The following is a 21,650-nucleotide window of genomic DNA, read 5'->3' on the forward strand; positions in this document are numbered from 1 at the left end:
GCTAAAGGCAAGGTTCATTGTCGCCCGCATGAACAATGGAAAACCAACTGTGCGGACGCTATGGATTAGTCTAACAAACCTTCACGCGCGACGCGCCTGGTTACTGATTCTTTGATTGACCAGAAACGCGGTTATCTTGTCTGCCGATTGCGGTCGGCTGATCAAGTAGCCCTGCACCTCATCACATCCCAATTGACTCATGATCTCCAACTGGGCATTCGTCTCCACACCTTCTCCGACCACCCGTAGATTCAACGCATGCGCCATATTGATCACCGAACCCACCAACGCCCGTGAACGGGCACTTGTCTCTACCGCGTTGATGAACAATCGATCTATTTTCACTACATCCAACGGCAGATCAGCCAATAGCGACAGTGACGTATAGCCCGTCCCAAAATCATCGATCGATATACCCACACCGGCCTCTTGCAACCTGGCCAAAGCATGTCGAGCCTGTTCCGGATTATCCAGCACCGAGGTTTCTGTCAATTCGATCTCTAGCTGCCGACCTTCAACACCCGCCTCTCTCAACGCCATCAACGTCTCCTCTACCAGAGTTTCGGCTTTCAGCTGCATGGGCGAGATATTGATCGAGACGCGTAGATCATCAAACCCCATCGATCGCCAAACAACAATCTGTTGAAGCGTCGCCTTGAGCACTCGTTTTGATAATTTGTCAATCAGACCATTCGCTTCAGCGACGGCCACAAACAGTTGCGGCGATACAAATCCGCGTGTTTCGTGCTTCCATCGTATCAGCGCCTCCATGCCCGTCACCTGACGCTTAGCCAGATCAAACTTGGGCTGGAACCAGGTCTCGATCGCATTGTTCTCCAGTGCTTCATGCAGATCAGACTCCAGTCTGATGTAGTCGTCTGAAGCGACATGCAAGGAATTAGATGCAAATACGTGCGAGATCTTGTCCGACCTAATCGAAGCCAGCTTGCGCGCCTCACTGGCCTCGGCAAACAAGCTGGTTGCCTCTTGATCGCTTCGTGAAGAAATGGCGATACCAATATTGGCCCCAATGTAGACTTTTTCCTCACCCAGTACAAAGGGCTCTGAGAACAAACGTTTCAGACGTGTCACCACTATCATGGCACTGGTCGTATCGTTCAGTGATGACAGCAGCACTGCGTATTCGTTGGACGTTATCCGGGAGAGCGAGTGTTCTGCCGACAACATCGAGACAAGATCCGTGGATCGCAGTCCATTCTGGAGTCGATCCACGACATCCATAACCAGTTCATCACACAACACGTAGCCAAACGTGGACACCAGGCGATCCAGATCCCTTAATGCAAACGAGATGACGCCGACCAGCGTGTCATCTCTTTTGGCTCGTATCTGCTCTGTCTCCATCCGTTGCAGAAATATCGTCCGTAGTGGCATGCCCGTCAAGGCATCAAATTCACTGACCACGCTCAGCTCATGATCGCGCTGTTGTACCAAGCCTTCCAGTTCCAGCACGCGGGCTTGCAAGTGATCCGAGACAGATGCCATCAGGACGTCGTCAAGAGGTTTTTCACGAACTAGCTCCTCGTTACCGACTGATTCAATGACTGACTCGCCGGCTGACTCGGCAACAGGCTTGACCGTACCTGATGCCGATGGCGCGTGGATCACCACTTGATTACGCCCACCTTCCTTGGCACGATATAAACCCTGATCCGCGGCATCAACCAGACTAGAGCCATCAGTGGCTCCGCATGACAGATCAGATACACCAAAACTTGACGACAGTTTTTCAACAGCCAGTCGATCTCCATAGGCCAGCGCTATAACGGCAATACGGGCACGCTCTGCGACCTGCGCGGCCGCTGCTGCATCTAGGCCCGGCAGAACAATGACAAATTCCTCACCGCCGTAACGGCCCAGGATATCTCCATCCCGACACAATCCTTGCAAGACTTCTGCGGTGGCTCGGATGACATCATCGCCCACCGCATGTCCATAGTTATCATTCACCTGTTTGAAATGATCGATATCGGTCATGATGCACGATAGCGCTGTACCCTCCAGCAGCGCATGGTTCATGCGCGCGTCCAGTTCCTCCATCAATGTACGCCGGTTGGCAATGCCCGTTAACGGATCCGTGGTCGCCAGGATTTTCAACTCTCGATTCTTCTCGGCAATCAGTTCCTGCGATTGGCGCTCCTTGACTAATGAGGCCTTCAACTCACGATTCTGACGCTCCACCTTCGTCATATCGTCCAACGTCACCAGAACCCCTTTTCGCCCATCGTCGCCATCTCCGACGAAGGCACAACTAACCTGAAACAAGCGCTCCTCTTTTCCCTTGCGCACCAGTTTCAGTGACTCATCCGAGATCGCCAGACCACTGTGCAATGTCGTCGTCCAGGGCGCCTGCCATCCTGCCTCCTTTTGCCACGGCCAATCGTCGAGTGAGCGACCGGTGAGCTCGCTTGCTGTGCAATCCGCAATGCCTGCTGCCGACTGGTTAGCCATTACAATGCGCAGCTTTGCATCCAGAACAATAACTCCGGCACTGAACAGATTCATCGCAGAATCTACCCGCCCAGGTACCGCTTTGCCCGGATCCAGCTGCACCAGAGCTCGACTTAAAAAGGCGGTAAAGGCCACCAGCGAGCACAGGGCAACAAACCCTAACCAGAGCATTTCACTCAAACGATTGGCCATCGGTGCAAACACCACCCGCACCTCACCCCATAAGCGACTCTCATCGTAGATCGGCACGAGCAACTGTGTCGCTGTGGATTCTGACTCGCGGGTATCTAACTGCGTCGTATCCCCGAACTCTGCCAGTATTACACCTGTGTCTCGCACAAGTGCTGCCGCATGAATATCTCCGTTTCTCAATACGAAACGCGATACTGTGTTTTGTATATCACTCAAATCGCCGTTACTGGCCAGGGTTGAGAGTTGCACCGCCAGGGCTTCGACAACCACTTTTCGTGATTCTCTTGAGATCTCTCCAGTATCGGTTCTCAAGCCCAGCAAGTCTGCCAGAAATAGTACGCTCAGGCTAAGCATGACCAGACTGCTACCCAGAATCAGAGGGCGCGTGAACGGTGCTATATATGTTTTGTACCAGCGCCGGGCAGGCTGTTGTTTAGCCATTTTTCCTATCCTGGTTATCGGGATCGTTTGCCGCCGTCACGTGATGAGCTGACTCATCTCTTACATCGGCTTCAAACCAGGGTTCTTCATCATCCGACCGCGTCAGAATAGCGACTGTATCCAGGGGGCGCCACAGAGGGGCCGCCGTCAGGGTAGTGGAAATCAACAGCCCAGAGCGCAGTATCCAGGTCACAACACCAGCGGTTAAAGAGGCGCCAACAACGGTCGGCGATAGAGTCACCAAGGGATTGGAGTTACTCGATTTCTCAACCATCTGATCGATCTGATTACGCAGTGCGAAGATGGCATCAATAAGCTCAATAGAGCGATATTGCTCGTTCTGATTAAGCTCGAAGACTGCATCCATGTCACTCACTTTATGATCAAGCACTGTCTGCAGCAAGGCACTAATGGTTGATGCACCGAGGCGTGCCGTTGTCGATGGCAGATGCTGTACAGAGCCCCCCATCTGCTCTGTGACAAGTATGAATTCTGAGTCACTCAACGCATCCTTTGTAGTATAAGCGTTCGAGACATTACTCGCACTCGCCACAACGGGTTCACCGTACCTGAGAGCTACATCGTCAGTTGTCTCCTGACTGATCAGTGGCGTGAACACCGAGGGAACAGCTCCCAACTGAATTGAAGCTACGTTTTCAAGGTTTGCATCCAGAGCTTCTTGAACTTCGTTAGTGACCGGCTGCGCTGCGCCCAGCGTCGGGCTGCCAAGACCGAGAATCTCATCGTTCGATGCTTTGACATCAAGAAAAACCCGGGCGCTGACTACATTGCCGCCAGAATCCATCACCTCGTAGTCAAAGCTATCCAATCCGACAAAGTGGTCATCAGGCTCGTACTCCATCATTCCCGAAGTAGTCAGCGTGAGGGTGCCATGCCGAGGCTGGCTAAAGCTCACTAACGTCAAAACACCCTGTTCAGGATCAGTATCATTCGACAATAACGACTTTAGCGGATCAATAGTCAATACGCGATTATCGATGGCTTCCAGCGTGTCAGTCTGAGCCGTTGGTATTTCGTTCACATCTTGCACGTTAATCGTCAGAAATTGATCCATCGTCAAGCCGTCATTATCAGTGACAGTTACCTTCACCTCGAACGTATTTTTTATCTCATAATCTGGGGCAACATTGAACGTCAACACGCCCGTGCCAGCATCGATGGTAAATGCGGCCTGGTCCAACCCACCACTCAGACTGTAGCTTTGCGTTGCGCCAGCATCTTCATCCGACGCCATGACAGTCGTGACTGACGTTTGATTTTCATCCACAGAGACACTGGCCGTTGCACCACCTCCGTCACTGATAATGACGGGTGCATCGTTGACATTCGCAATATTGGCTGTGGTTGCACTGCTTACGGATTCTGGCGTACCTTGGGCGTCGTTATAGCTGGCCACCACCCGGAGTGTCGAACCCACATCAGTCTCGATGGTGGTGTATGTCGCACTCGTGGCACCAATGATATCCACACCATCGCGTTGCCACTGATAGCTGATCGGACCGAGGCCATCCTCGTCAGCCAGCGTGTTGGATGCCGTTAATACATCGCCTTGATCGGGAGCCGTGTTATCGATGGTCACGGCACCCGTCGGAGCATCATTCACGTTTCCGACCGCCGCTGTGGCCGTGCTAGCGACTGATTCTGGCGTGCCTTGAGAATCGGTATAGCTAGCTACCACCTGGATCGCAGTGCCCACATCAGCCTGAATCGTAGTGTAAGTGGTATTCGTGGCACCCGAGATATTCACTCCATCTCGCTGCCACTGATAAGTAATCGTGCCCAGACCATCTTCATCCGCCAGGGTATTGGATGCAGTCAAGATATCGCCCTCATTAGGCGTTGTACTATCAATCGTTACCGTGCCCGTGGGGACATCATTCACATTCCCGACCGCCACCGTCGCCGTGCTAGTGACTGATTCTGTCATACCTTGATTATCGGTATAGCTGGCCACTACCCGGATCACTACTCCGACATCTGCTTGTACGGTAGTGTAAGACATGTTCGTCGCACTAGAGATATCTACACCATCGCGCTGCCATTGATACGTGATGGCGCCCAAGCCATCTTCATCCGCTAGGGTATTGGATGCAGTCAAGACATCACCTTCATCAGGCGCTGTGTTATCAATCGTTACCGCGCCAGTGGGGGAATCATTCACATTCCCGACCGCCGCCGTTGCCGTGCTAGTGACTGATTCTGGCGTGCCTTGAGAATCAGTATAGCTGGCCACGACTTGAATCTCTGCACCGACATCTGTTTGTACGGTGATGTAGGTCATGTTCGTAGCACCCGTGATATCCACACCACCGCGCTGCCACTGGTAGCTGATCGTACCCAGTCCATCCTGGTCAGCCAGCGTGTTGGATGCGGTCAATACATCACCTTGATCGGGAGCCGTATTATCGATTTTTACCGTGCCCGTGGGGGCATCATTCACATTTCCAACCGCTGCCGTAGCCGCGCTAGAAACCGATTCTGCCGTACCTTGATCATCGGTATAGCTGGCCACTACCCGGATCACTGCCCCGACATCTGCTTGTACGGTAGTGTAAGTGGTATTCGTAGCTCCCAAGATATCTACACTATCGCGCTGCCACTGATAAGTGATGGTACCCAAGCCATCCTCGTCAGCCAGCGTATTAGACGCCGTCAACACATCACCCTCATCAGGCGCTGTGTTATCAATTGTTACCGTGCCCGTTGGGGCATCATTCACATTTCCGACCGCTGCCGTAGCCGCACTAGAAACCGATTCTGTCATACCTTGATTATCGGTATAGCTGGCCACTACCCGGATCACTACTCCGACATCTGCTTGTACGGTAGTGTAAGACGTGTTCGTCGCGCTAGAGATATCTACACCATCGCGCTGCCATTGATACGTGATGGCGCCCAAGCCATCTTCATCCGCCAGGGTATTGGATGCAGTCAAGACATCGCCTTCATCAGGCGCTGTGTTATCAATCGTTACCGTGCCAGTGGGGGAATCATTAACATTCCCGACCGCCGCCGTTGCCGTGCTAGTGACTGATTCTGGCGTGCCTTGAGAATCGGTATAGCTAGCTACCACCTGGATCGCAGTGCCCACATCAGCCTGAATCGTAGTGTAGGTCGTATTCATGGCACCAGTGATATTCACACCATCTCGCTGCCATTGGTAACTAATGATACCCAGGCCATCTTCATCCGCCAGGTTATTGGATGCGGTTAATACATCATTTTCATCAGGCGTTGTGTTATCAATCGTTACCGCGCCCGTAGGGGCATCATTCACATTTCCAACCGCTGCCGTAGCCGCGCTAGAAACCGATTCTGCCGTACCTTGATTGTCGGTATAGCTGGCCACTACCCGGACTACGGAGCCTACGTCTGTTTGTACAGTGGTGTAGATCGTATTCGTGGCACCCGAGATATCCAAACCATCGCGCTGCCACTGATAACTGACAGTGCCCAGACCATCTTCATCCGCCAGCGTGTTGGATGCCGTTAATGCATCACCTTGATCGGGAGCCGTATTATCGATGGTCACGGCACCCGTTGGGGCATCATTCACATTTCCGACTGCCGCTGTGGCCGTGCTAGTGAGTGATTCTGACGTGCCTTGACTATCGGTATAGCTAGCTACCACCTGGATCGCAGTGCCCACATCGGCCTGAATCATTGTGTAGGTCGTATTCGTGGCACCTGTGATATTCACACCATCACGCTGCCACTGATATGTAATCGCCTCCAGTCCATCTTCATCCGCCAGCGTGTTGGATGCAGTCAAGACATCACCTTGACCAGGCATTGCGTTATCAATCGTTACCGTGCCCGTGGGGGAATCATTCACATTCCCGACCGGCGCCGTTGCCGTGCTAGAAACCGATTCTGTCATACCTTGATTATCGGTATAGCTGGCCACTACCCGGATCACTACTCCGACATCTGCTTGTACGGTAGTGTAAGACATGTTCGTCGCACTAGAGATATCTACACCATCGCGCTGCCATTGATACGTGATGGCGCCCATGCCATCTTCATCCGCCAGGGTATTGGATGCAGTCAAGACATCGCCTTCATCAGGCGCTGTGTTATCAATCGTTACCGTGCCCGTTGGGGCATCATTCACATTTCCGACCGCCGCAGTGGCCGAACTAGATACCGATTCTGGCGTACCTTGATTATCGGTATAGCTGGCCACTACCCGGACTACGGAGCCTACGTCTGTTTGTACAGTGGTGTAGATCGTATTCGTGGCACCCGAGATATCCAAACCATCGCGCTGCCACTGATAACTGACAGTGCCCAGACCATCTTCATCCGCCAGCGTGTTGGATGCAGTCAAGATATCGCCCTCATTAGGCGTTGTACTATCAATCGTTACCGTGCCCGTGGGGACATCATTCACATTTCCGACCGCCGCAGTGGCCGAACTAGATACCGATTCTGGCGTACCTTGATCATCGGTATAGCTAGCCACTACCCGGATCACTGCCCCGACATCAGCTTGTACGGTAGTGTAAGACGTGTTCGTCGCGCTAGAGATATCCACACCATCACGCTGCCACTGATAACTGACAGTGCCCAGACCATCTTCATCCGCCAGGGTATTGGATGCGGTTAATACATCACCTTGATCAGGAATTGTATTATCAATCGTTACCGCGCCAGTGGGGGAATCATTCACATTCCCGACCGCCGCCGTCGCCGTGCTAGTGACTGATTCTGGCGTGCCTTGAGAATCGGTATAGCTAGCTACCGCCTGGATCGCAGTGCCCACATCAGCATGAATCGTAGTGTAAGTGGTATTCGTGGCACCCGAGATATTCACACCATCTCGCTGCCACTGATAAGTAATCGTGCCCAGACCATCTTCATCCGCCAGGGTATTGGATGCAGTCAAGATATCGCCCTCATTAGGCGTTGTACTATCAATCGTTACCGTGCCCGTGGGGATATCATTCACATTCCCGACCGCCACCGTCGCCGTGCTAGTGACTGATTCTGACGTGCCCTGACCATCGGTATAACTGGCTACCACTTGGACCGTTGAACCCACATCGGTCTGAATCGTTGTGTAAGTGGTATTCGTGGCACCCGAGATATCTACACCATCGCGCTGCCACTGGTAACTGATGGTGCCCAAGCCATCTTCATCCGCTAGGGTATTCGATGCAGTCAAGACATCACCTTGATCAGGCATTGTGTTATCAATCGTTACCGTGCCTGTGGGGGAATCATTCACATTCCCGACCGCCGCCGTCGCCGTGCTAGTGACTGATTCTGGCGTGCCTTGAGAATCGGTATAGCTAGCTACCGCCTGGATCACAGTGCCCACATCAGCCTGAATCGTAGTGTAAGTGGTATTCGTGGCACCCGAGATATTCACACCATCTCGCTGCCACTGATAAGTGATGGTACCCAAGCCATCCTCGTCAGCCAGCGTATTGGATGCCGTCAAGACTTCGCCTTCATCAGGCGCTGTGTTATCAATAGTTACCGTGCCCGTTGGGGCATCATTCACATTTCCGACCGCCGCCGTTGCCGTGCTAGTGACTGATTCTGACGTGCCCTGACCATCGGTATAACTGGCTACCACTTGGACCGTTGAACCCACATCGGTCTGAATCGTTGTGTAAGTGGTATTCGTGGCACCCGAGATATTCACACCATCTCGCTGCCATTGATACGTGATGGCGCCCAAGCCATCTTCATCCGCCAGCGTATTGGATGCCGTCAACACATCACCATCATCAGGCGTTGTGTTATCAATCGTTACCGTGCCTGTGGGGGAATCATTCACATTCCCGACCGCCGCCGTCGCCGTGCTAGCGACTGATTCTGACGTACCTTGAGCATCGGTATAGCTAGCTACCACCTGGATCGCAGTGCCCACATCAGCCTGAATCGTAGTGTAAGTGGTATTCGTGGCACCCGAGATATTCACACCATCTCGCTGCCACTGATAAGTAATCGTGCCCAGACCATCTTCATCCGCCAGGGTATTGGATGCAGTCAAGATATCGCCCTCATTAGGCGTTGTACTATCAATCGTTACCGTGCCCGTGGGGACATCATTCACATTCCCGATCGCCACCGTCGCCGTGCTAGTGACTGATTCTGACGTGCCCTGACCATCGGTATAACTGGCTACCACTTGGACCGTTGAACCCACATCGGTCTGAATCGTTGTGTAAGTGGTATTCGTGGCACCCGAGATATTCACACCATCGCGCTGCCACTGATAAGTGATGGTACCCAAGCCATCCTCGTCAGCCAGCGTATTGGATGCCGTCAACACATCACCTTCATCAGGCGTTGTGTTATCAATCGTTACCGTGCCCGTTGGGGCATCATTCACATTTCCGACCGCCGCCGTTGCCGTGCTAGCGACTGATTCTGACGTACCTTGAGCATCGGTATAGCTAGCTACCACCTGGATCGCAGTGCCCACATCAGCCTGAATCGTAGTGTAAGTGGTATTCGTGGCACCCGAGATATTCAAACCATCTCGCTGCCACTGATAAGTAATCGTGCCCAGGCCATCTTCATCCGCCAGATTATTGGATGCGGTTAATACATCACCTTGATCAGGCGTTGTGTTATCAATCGTTACCGTGCCTGTGGGGGAGTCATTCACATTCCCGACCGGCGCCGTTGCCGTGCTAGTGACTGATTCTGGCGTACCTTGAGCATCGGTATAGCTGGCCACCACCTGAAAAGCTGAGCCCACATCAGCCTGAATTGTAGTGTATGTCGTTTTTACGGCACCCAAGATGTTTACGCCGTCGCGTTGCCACTGATAACTAATGGTACCCAGGCCATCTTCATCCGCCAGATTATTGGATGCGGTTAATACATCACCTTGATCAGGGGTTGTGTTATCAATCGTTACCGTGCCTGTGGGGGCATCATTAAGATTTTCGACCGCCGCCGTTGACGTACTAGAAACCGTTTCTGCCGTACCATCACCATCGGTATAGCTGGCCACTACCCGAATAGCGGTGTCGACATCAGCCTGTACAGTAGTGTAAGTATTGCCCGCGGCACCTACAACATCCACCCCATCACGCTGCCACTGATAACTGATCGTACCCAGCCCATCATTATCAGCCAGTGTGTTACTGGCAGTGAGTACATCACCTTCATCAGGACTCGTGTTATCGATAGTCACTACACCCGTAGGAGCATCGTTAACTGATGTGATGGCAATATCACGAGATTGCGTGTTGCTGTTAGCATTGCCATCATTGACCGTAAAGCTGACGGTTCGAGTCAAGGTGTTTGGACTCTCACTGCTGTTTGAATAGGTGATGCTGCGCAACGCCGCTTCATATTGCACAACCGTCGCCTGCCCCGTCAATGACAACTCACCTGCCGCCGCATTCCAACTACCGCTAATGCCGTTTTGATTGAGGAATGTCAGAATATCTTCGCTAACGACATGGTTAGCCGTTATCTGTACGACAGCAGATTCAAGGTTCGTATCATCAATATCACTGATCGCCAAAGTCGAGGTGATCCCGACAGGACCCTGATTTTCGGTATAGGCCAGCGGCATCGCTTCAATGGTGGATGCAACAGGTGCGTCATTAACGGCCGTGATAGTGACTATCGTGCTAGCAGCGGCAAGTAAATCGCCGCCACTTCCCTGAGCACCCGCATTATTATTGTCGTTGAATATCCAGTCGATTTGCACGCTCGCTGACGGTGCCTCACCACTGTTGCTGTAGGCGATGGCCCGAATCACATTGTTGACGTCGTCGTTATCAGCTGCGGCATTGAATGTCAGTAACAATGTGCCAGCGCTATTGTTTGTGACTGTACCAACGGTCACACTGTTGTAGACAAGACCGCCACCCTCGGTCAGAGCACCCAGCAATCCCGTGCCACTAAATACATCTTGCCCGTTACTGCTCAAAGTTCGATACAACGACAATGTTGTATTTTCAAAGGTATCAACACCGTTAGAAAGTTCCTTGTCGAACAGTGTGTTGTCTGAATCCAGTACAACCGCCGAACCACCCTCTACAAAGGTCGCTTCACTCATGTTACCCGGGATATTTCGGATAGATACATTATCCAGAAAATTGTCAACGCCGACTGTATCGTCCGATACATTGGCTGTATCCGACGTGTCCGTGAAGGTGATTATGGCTGAGTTCGAATCAGCGGTGAAGCTATAGGTATAGCGTACGAATGTTGTGCCAGCGATATCAGTGAGGATCTGCGATGTGGTCAACAGATTACTGGATCCATCAACACTCACCTGCAACGATTGGTTCTTGTAAGAGCTACCGTCACGATAATCAAATGACAACTCATAGGTGCTTCCGATGATAGTATCAATGCTTTGAGAAATCGTGTGTGGACCTACCTTATCGCCACTGCCGAAACGCAGCTCTCCAAGTGCAACTTGCACGTCTACGGAGGTTGTCCAGCCACTCAAGTTGGTATCAAACGTTCCATTATCAATGAGTTCGGGGTTAACGAACATCGGCGCATCGTTGACGGCATTCACGATAATATCCATCACCGCGGAGGTGATACCAGAACCACCGTCATTCACCGTATAAGTGAAACTGGAATTCGTCGAATCGTTGAATGCCGAGATAAAGGTCAGATCTGCAAGCTGTGCAGCAGTCACTGTCATGCCATTGGTCACAGTCACTGCACCCGCACTGTGGGTCAGTGTGCCGCCATTGAGAGTCAGATCCGTGATTGTCACCGAAACGAGCAAATCGTTCTCAGCATCATTGAAATTGAAGTCTGCGACACCAATGACCAAGGGTACATCTTCATCCGCCGTAACCGTGTTACCTGTTGCTACAGGTATATCGTTTAATCCCGTGATTGAAAGATGAACTGTCGCTGTGTCGGTTCCGCCGTTGCCATCGCTGATTCGATAGACAAAGCTGTCTGACGCCGTTTGGGTGTCGTTTAAAGAATCGAATGCACCGGCGGGATCATAGTCTACGCTACCGTCTGCCATCAAAGTGACTTCGGCACCTGAAGATAATACAACCGGTATACCAACAGCTGCCGCGTTACCGTCTATCTGATCGATTGTCAGGGTGTCATTCTCGCCGTCGGTGTCGTTGTTGATTGCATCGATATTGAGTGTTGAATCTTGATCAGTGCCATAAGCGTTCCATAGCGGTGCACCTGTAGCGGCGCCATCTGTTAAAGCGCCGTCGTTACTGCCAGCTGAGTCTGCTGCGGTTGAACCCGAACCCTCATTCAGTTCCCAGTTTCCTATCAGACCGGCCTGCGCCGGCAGCTCCTGATTCAGGCTGGCCAGAATATCAGCTTCGCTGCGTGCAATATCCCACAGGCGAACATCAGCAATTTGACCATTGAAATACTGACCGGCTGCACCGTTCATTCGCCCACCTATATGGAATTCATCCTTGTCGGCATGTGCATCGCCCAAGGAACCTGAGCCTTCGTAGAAATCGACCAAGGTGCCGTTGACGAATGTGCTGACAATACCGTTGTCATTGGAAACGGCTAGATGTGACCAGTTATCGAGCGGCACCAAAAAACCCGTCTCATGCCATGCCCAACCTGGGTTAGTATTGGTAAATGCCCAACGCAATGCGCCCGTATCGCTGATTCCAATTTCATATTCACCTTCACGATTCAACACTATAGAACCATTACCGGCGTTGTAGGCTGCAGGCTTGACCCATGCCTCAAGCGTCAAGGTTGAACCGGTAATTTCCAGTGAAGCATCACTTCCAACGTTGATGTAATCATCCACACCATCAAACGTCAAACTGGCACGATCATCGACGGCGATTGGTGCATCAGCTACTGCTGTGACGCTAAGGGTTTTCTGAGTCGTATTGCCAGTACCGCCATCACCATCAGTAGCGACAAAGTCAATCGTACGCGGCGCTATTACAGGGTCATCCGAGGTATTGAAATAGACTATTTGTCGCCCCACTTCCTGTACGATCGAAGCAGTACTATTCACATTGAACGCTACCAGCAATGGAGATGTCCCCTTGCCTCCACTGAAGGTACCCACCAGTACACCACTTTGATAGAGCTCCTTGCCTGACACACTGATATTGCCACCTGACACAATAGTCAATTGATCATTCACAGTGCCGTTAACCGAGATCGTCACAGTCAGCGAACCACCATCAAAATCACCTACGTCAACATCTGAGATAGTCAACCCAGCATCCACAAAGGTGGGATTCGCATTTTCCGTATAGCCAGTGCTGCCACCTGTGCTAGTGAGAACAGGGGCGTCGTTTAGCGCATTGACAGTGATATTCATAACAGCGGAAGTTACGCCAGTACCCGCATCGTTTACCGTGTAGGTAAAGTACGAATCTGTCGAGTCATTGAACGCTGAGATGAAGGTCAAATCTGCAAGTTCGGCTGCTGTAACGGTCATACCGTTATTCACTGTCACGCCGCCCGCGCTGTGAGTGAGAGTACCGCCATTCAAATTCAGACCTGTGATCGTCACGGAGGCCAGGTCATCATCCTCAGCATCACTAAACTTGAAATCATCAGGCCCAATGATCAAGGGCGTATCTTCATTGACTACAACTGTATTGCCCGTTGCCACTGGCGAGTCTGCGACTGCAGAGACAGTAATGCTCGCAATTTCCACTTCCGCGCTAAAGGCGCTACTACCGCCAAAGGAGGATGCATCTACCTTGCTACCGACGGTACCAGAGGTCTGATCCCAAGCGGAAAAGGTCACATGTGCAACGTCTGAATCCAATCCATCAGGTACAAATCGCAAAGAATCACTGGCACGAAGTAGAAGTGAACTGCTTGTTGAAACAATCCCGACATCCGTCCAACCAGAGCCTGTATTGAACTGCCATTTACCGTTGCTGTTGGTGACACCCATTACCCCGATACCTTCGAGCGCAGCTGTGTCGGCATCAGTAATACGATCGCCACCGTCGCTGGCAATTATTTCTGAAACAAGATTTCCGATGTTGCTTGTTTCATCTTCGGTAATGGTATCGAGTACCAAATGTCCGGTGTTATCGAGAACGGGAGCATCATTGACCCCTGTGACAACAACCGAAGAAGCCACGCCGACATTAGTGGTGTCATTGACACCATCAAGATCGGAATCCGAAACCGATACCAACGTTACTGTTCTTGTAGTTCCGCTGGGAGCTTCACTGGTATTGTCATAAAGGAGGTTGTCGACGAGTATTTCAGCTGCAGAAGCCGAGATGCCAGACTCATCCGAGATACTCACTGTTGCAGTGGAACCTGAAACAGTCACCGCAACATCGTATCCCAACGTATTCGTAACTGCCGTAAAGTCATCAGTCAGCTCGATCGACTCGCCATCAATGATCAGCGATTCTTTCGCTCCATCCGCAATACCGTCAACTGTAAAGACTAATGATGATACCAATTCGCCGGCTTCAACAGGGTCAATCGATGTACTGCTGAACAGTCCCACCGGGCTTGCGTTTTCCGTCCAGATCGGCGAACTTGCGACCACGGAAACAACCGGTGCATCGTCAACAGCCTTAACTTGCATGACAAGCGTATCCACAGTCGATTCATCAGTCCCATCATCGACAACAAACGAAATTGTACGACTGCTCGTATCGGGATCATCACTGATGTTTTCAAATGTGATCGCCCGCAGCGCATTTTCATAGTCCTGAAATGCCACCGAATCTTCAACGTTGCTGGACAACGTCAGCGTGATTGTACCGTCACCTGTCAAGGCATCTGCAGGAACACCACTAACCGAGATTCCCAGACCGTTGATGGTCGTTTCATCGACCCTGAATATATCGCCAGCTTTACCACCCGACAGTGTCACGGTCAAACCTTCAGCATAGGTGTCATCGGGATCTGTCAGCGAAAACTCTTCATCAATAATGGCGACTGGACCTTCATCTTCCGTAAAGACCGTGGCACCCACTGACGAGTTGATCGTAAAATCACTGAGGTTTAACTGGTTGTTATCCCCGTTGGTGAAGTTCGCTAATGCTAAAGGAGAAATATAAACAGTTCCCTGACGAAACAGGGTTTGACTGGTAGATCCCGAATCGAACGCCCCACCCAGGGTTGTCGAAAATTCGGTAGGTGTTTCGGAAACAGGTGTTAATGATAACAATGGGTATTGGTAAGTGCCACCAATGGGAGACATATTGCGGACCGCATCTCCAGCCAGAATAGTAGGACCCGTCCACTCATTTCTCAGGGTAATGATATTCCCATCGATCGCGTTCTCATCCCAAAGATTAAGCCTGACATTTCGAGTATAGGTGTAATCCGCATAAGTCTCGCCAAGGCTGTTCGTATATCCATACCATGCAAATGATCGGTTACTACCAGCGTTCCCCTCGTACCAGCCATTTGCATCACTCAGTACGATTTCTGTTGCTCCAGCGACCAGATCGACCGCTAGAGTCGTATCAACTGCTGAAGCAACTTTTCCAACATGCTGCGCATGAATTCTTTCGCCATCAGTATCGTAACTGAAAAACCCGAGATATTGAGTTGTAGCTGGATCATGGTTTCCACCGACACCGTCACCAGAGAAGGCCGTTACCGAAACATCGTAAGTCTGGCTCGGGTCAACAGCAATCAGATTATCCGATGCCAGGGTCTGTTTGCCAATCACCGACGTAGAGGTGGAACCATCAAATTCCCCTATAAAGTTGCCAAATCCATTCTCGATAGTGGCCGCATCGTTGACCGCATCAACCGTAATAGCGACACTATCGCTGACTTCGGCCTGATCAGAGGCAAGCGCCGCGATTTCGTCTATCGATAGTGCGCGTGAATAAACGCGAGCATCGTCGATCAAACCATTAAAATCATAGAGTGAATTACCATTGGCATGGGCGCCAATATATGAATCAGTACCCAAGGTATAGGATATCGATCCGCTTGCTACCGACGATTCGATCAACGTCCCATTCAAGTACAAGGCATGCGTATTGTTTGCATCGTCAAATACATACGCCACATGATTCCAGCCAGTGCCTGCAAGGGTAACAGTATCAGTAGTAATTACGTCGATCCAGTCACTTCCGTCATAGTAGAATCCTGTGAGCCCGCCAACGGTCGTATCATCGGCGCGCAGAACCAGGCTGTCACCCAAACTGATGATTTCCGCACCATCTGCATCTGCAGAAGACAGATTCACCCAGGCTGAGAGTGTCACGTTGGCAGGATCATTGAAAGTATCGACGATTGATACATGGTCGTCCACTCCATCAAGATTGAGCACCTCTACGCGCGTGCCATCAACAATGGTTGTTACGCCACCAACCAAGGTTCCGTTGTGAACCGTACCGGCGCTTTGGTCATCCGCGTTGCCACCAGTAAACGTGTAGTAAACCTCCAGATCAGCAGCCAATGCTGTCGACATGTCCAACGTCACGTTGCCGTTGAAGTCAGCATCGGGTGTGAACGTCATTCCGTCCAGTGCTGCGTTAATATCCGACTCGGTACCGTTGAATGTAATCGAACTGCTACCTTGTCCACCTTCGACAATCGTGATTCCAACCAGACCGTCAAGAGTCAACACACCATCGTTTACCGACAGCGCGACCTGCATGAGAGTATTGGTCCCCCCCGTCGAATCGGAGACGCTCACCTGGTTGGCTCCGGTAAAAATCAGAATCTCGTCTTCGTTGACGATCTGCGCTCCGGGAACGCTCTGGTTGGCATCCAGCTGATTATCAACCGTAATTCTCATCGCCTCCACATAACTCTGGCCAGAGGCATCAACTACCGTTACATCGATATCATGCGAAGTATTTGATTCGTAATCCAGCGTATTGGTCGCCGCAACCGTAATCTTGCCTGTGCTACTGTCGATGTCAAAATTATTGGACGCATCAGCCAGACTAAAGGCGAAACTTGAAAGCACCTCTCTGGCGTCCCACTCTATAACGTAGGCATGGTCATTATTAGCACCATGATCGGCCCAATTGCCATTACTGACCAAGCGTATACGAGTTTCTCCGGCGAGTGCAGATAGAGACATACCCGAGGCATAGTTACCATCAATAGCACTACCAGCATCACCACCTGTCCAGAATTGTTCACCTACTTCGCTACCATGGAACCAATTCCAATCACCATCAATATTATCGTCTTCAGCACCGAGCCAGATTTCATTTCCGCTATCAAAAACGTTCTGACGAATCAATTCGTTCTCATACGCCGAGCCGATAGTGACGAGTTGCCCCGATATTCCATTGATATCACTGCCGATTGCTGCAGAGGATGCCGTAGCAAAGTTGGAGGGCGAATCAATGAACCGATAGAACTTGCCAGTCCCCGCGTCGTAGGACAAAGTCTGATCATTGTTCAGGATCGTCGATATATCCTGCGAAATCTCTATAACTTGAACGTCGGCGACAATAGCGCCTTGTACGCCGGAATCCAGTGACTGGAAGCGCAGTATTGCCGTTGTGTCATCAGCTGTGAAGGTGAACGAACGTTGATCCCAACGCGGATTGGACGTCGACCACTCTGAGCTATCTGCGTGAGAAAAATCTTCGCTTTGTCCGTCGACGGATACTCGGACATCTTTGGTTGCTTCACCGCCGGTGTGATTACCTGTCAGAGCAAAGATCACTTGATATTGTCGGCCTGCTTCCACCGTCAATGATTGACTGATGCTACCAGGGCTGGTTTCGTTCAGATCAACGCTGCGTCCCCCCAATGGCGATTCGGCAAAAACACTGCCCAGTAGTTCAACTTCTCCGGACTCTACAACCCAACTTCCGAAAGTCGACGGTGCCGTATAGATCTGGTATGTGCCGGGATAAGCGGCATCAAGAAAGAGCCCATCACGTACGACATCGTTATTGATATCCGGATAACCCGGCACGGCGAAACCGGCAATGGCTCCGTCGATTGCGGTCTCCGCAATATGCAAGTCTTCGACAGGTGTGCTGGCAATAAACCCAGTACCACTAGCATGGCTGACACCCAAGTTATTGCCACTAACGATATCTACAACTTCTGCTGACCCATCAAATCCATCCATCTGCCAATTGGCTATCAATCCACTGGGCAAGGCAGCGCCGTCAAATTTGTGCTGCTGATTCAGCGCGATTTCTTCAACGCTTCGCACTTCGTCCCAAACGCGAATGTCATACAGAGTTCCAAACAGAGTTTGTTCAACTTTATAGCCCGAATCCGAACCGTCTTGATCATTTCCTATCGCTAGATCGCCGCCCGTAGCGATGGTATGCCCAACTTCCAACCCTGTGATGCGTTCGGCAAACTTACCATCGATATAAAACGTCACGTCACCGTTGGTATTGTCCCAACTCACCGCAACATGGTGCCTCTCCCCATCAAACAGTTCAGAGTAGATGTTGCTGGTTGTTACGTTGGTGTTGTTTATTTTCAGGCGCAGATGATCCCCTGCATCAAAACGCAAACGGATTTCGTCCGAGCTGACGTAGTAGGAAAAAAGGGCGGGTTCGTTGTCATGATCCTCAAGGCTGAATGATGTTTCCAATGTAAACGCGGTTAGCCCGCCGAGAAGCGCACTGCCGTCACTTGCCTTTAGGTAGGCATCATTACCGCCATCGGTATTCAGCTCGATACCGTTGGACAGATCACTCGGTGCGTTGCTTGATTCGACAAAGTCGAGCAAATAAATCGCGAAGGCCTCATCATGAGTGTTCCCATCTCCGCTGGTGACACGAACGTTCAGCGTCTGCGTTGCATTGCTCTCGTAGTCCAACAAAGAACCATCCGCAACGGTAATCTGGCCATTGTCGACGTTGACAGTGAAGGCTCCAGCAACCGTTTGACTATTAATCGAATAGACCAACGGATTAGTATCATCCAGAACGTCGTCGGCATTCCATTCGATGACATAATTATGAAGAGACCCTGTGGTAGGGGAGTCATACCAGATCCCATCAGCCGAGTCGAGCCGAATTGCGTCTTCGTCACCACTGTTATTGGGTTGTGAGGATGTAAGCCAGTTGGAATACTGCCCCGCTGAAAAGCCATCAATGCCACCGTCCCAGAACTTGTCAGCCTCATCTCCGCCTTCAACCCATCGCCATTCACCCTCGACAGCAGCATCGGTACCGCCAAGAAAAACGCTGCCCGCACCAAACGAGGCATTCGCAATTTCGCGAACGAACGCGTTTTCGTATGCGGAACGAATCGTAGCCAATTGTCCATTGGCAGAACTGAGCGTAGTGGACTCGGCGTTGGATTTCGCAGTATTCCAGTCGAATGATCCCGCCACTACTTTGTAGAACTTGCCCGTTTCCGCGCTATAGCGTAAATCGGAATCTGCAGCCAACAAGGAAGCGATTTGAGCATCACGCGCCGCATCGACCCCCGCTACTGAACCAACAACGGTCCCATCAAGTGCGCTTTCATCCGCTGAAAACGTTAACCTGGCTTCACTAGCGGTAAAACCACTTTGCACCACATGCTGCACCGTCAGATTATTCCCACTGACAACCTCTGTGACAACCCCATCAACGGAGAGGTCATCAAATCGCCAATTGGCAACCATGTCAGTTTCGTTAAAGGGAAGCGTGCTTTTATAGCTGGAAGCCATTTGGCTATCAGTGCGCACAACATTGAAAAAGCGAACATCTCGAAGCTGGCCAACCAGTGTTTCGCCTGAATCGAAGGCACCACCCAGGATGTCTTGATCCTGTCCGATAATAAATTCACCATTGGCCAATGTGCCACTCGCCCCCGTAGCAGAGTCAACGTGTACTCCGTCGACGTAGTACTTGATGACACCGGAGGTTCCATTCCAACTGAAGGCTATCGTGTGATCGCCACCGTCAAAGAGCTGCATTTGTGCAACGGAACCGGTTACTCCCGCAAAAGCGAGTATCCCGCCGGAGCTCACTCTGAAATCCCCCGCACCCGACGCATGGGCGTTGGAAAACAGCACGGATGCCGTACTGGAGCTCTGCAGTCCGGACACCTGGACCTCGGCCGTGAGACGATCGCCCGTCCAGAAAGCGGCGTTGTCGGCTATCAGATAGACATCATTCCCCCCGTCCTGGTTAATACTCAGACCACCTTCGGTTGTTGACGTTGTGGTCAAATCAACCGGCGCCAATAGTCCTGACCAGTCATCTTGTATTTCGGCACTAGCTGCGACAGCGTGCTCGACCTCTCCGCTGCGGTATTCAAGATCCCAGTCTCCGCCCAATGTGGCGTGTCCCGTCAGGTCAATCGATGCCGCCACATCGGTACCTGTTATACGTGCCAGACTATCAACAAAGTTCTGCCCTTGAATCGTTGAGGCAAGATCACAACCGTATATCAGCAAATCACCGTCAACATCAAAGGCATCGCCCCAAGCAGCAAACTCGTCGGATCTGTCACTCAAAAGAGTCGAATCCAATCGGGTTGAACCTATGTCGAGGGCACCGTCAAACCCGTGCGATATGATGTGTACCGCATCCAGCGAGTCATGCTTTGCCAGCACTTCACTAATCTGCTCGATGCCATCACGGGAGTTATCAAGAACAAAGACTTCGAACTGCCGTCCGCTGTCCCCCTGATTGATCAGGTCATCCACCAGTTGCTGATAGTTGACGGTATCGGTGTCCACGAACACCAGCTCACGGACATCAATGGTTTGCCGAATCGTAGAAGCCTGTGTTTCCTCAGCGCTCGCATCATTTTGCACACGACTGCGCGAGATCAGGCTTGCCTCAACCAAAGTGTCGGTTCGGTCCGTAAATGCGACAGCTTCGGGTTCACTGACGGCTTCAGCACCCACAGACGTGCCAATGTCATTAGTGCCAATATAGCTGTCGATAAGCTGCGTAACTGTCCTGGTCATGAGTGTTTCGCTAAAGCTGGCTTGCAGCTCTGCACTCACCGCTAGCTGACTCTCGACATTGCCTCGCTGATACTCAAGCTGCCAGTCGCCACCCTTGTCCGTAGAGCCTGTGAGATCGCTGGAGGCGCCCACATCAGCTCCGGTCAAACGGGCTATCGTGTCTACGAACTGCCGTCCAGCCCCGTCTGCCGCAACTTCACAGCCGTAAAGCAGAATGTCCGCCTCAGGAACCAAGGCACTACGCCAACTCGCTACATCCTCTGCCCGAGACAATAGATCCAGTGTCTGGATGCGTTGACCGCCCAGTTCCAGCACACCACTGCTACCGTGTGATATCACATGTATGGCAGTCAACCCACGCTGTTCTGCCAGAATCTCAGTGATCTGACTCAATGCATCTGTACTTGAATCCAATACCAGAACCTGCGTACTTCCCTGCCCTGAGCGCAACAGATCATCCAGCAACGTGTCCAGATCAGGTAAGTCCGAATCCAGGATCACCAACTCTTTGCTCTGTAACCCTGCCACTTGAGCCTGAACGTCAACCAAGAGCTCACCACTCTCAGTCTTTTGGAATAAAACCAATTCGGCCGCAGGCTCGGGCACAAAATCCAATGCGTTCAATGCCGCATCCGCCGAGAACAGTATTCGCGTCTCCAGGGTCTCTAGATGAAAATCCGGAAACGAGTGCTGTTTGGACTGTTTGGGTCTACGAAACATGGGA

General features: G+C 51.5%; 2 protein-coding genes. Both read right to left on the bottom strand.

What is annotated here, in order from left to right:
• Nucleotides 1-81: 81 nt before the first annotated feature.
• Nucleotides 82-3,105 (bottom strand): bifunctional diguanylate cyclase/phosphodiesterase, encoded by a 3,024-nt coding sequence (locus tag IMCC3135_RS18340; RefSeq protein ID WP_088918926.1) that lies wholly within the window; start codon nt 3,103-3,105, stop codon nt 82-84.
• Nucleotides 3,098-21,646, bottom strand: coding sequence for a DUF4347 domain-containing protein (locus IMCC3135_RS18345; RefSeq protein WP_088918927.1), 18,549 nt, complete (start codon nt 21,644-21,646; stop codon nt 3,098-3,100). The genes IMCC3135_RS18340 and IMCC3135_RS18345 overlap by 8 nt, the downstream gene beginning before the upstream one ends.
• Between the last annotated feature and the right edge of the window lie 4 nt (nt 21,647-21,650).

It is taken from the genome of Granulosicoccus antarcticus IMCC3135, from assembly GCF_002215215.1.
GTDB lineage: Bacteria > Pseudomonadota > Gammaproteobacteria > Granulosicoccales > Granulosicoccaceae > Granulosicoccus > Granulosicoccus antarcticus.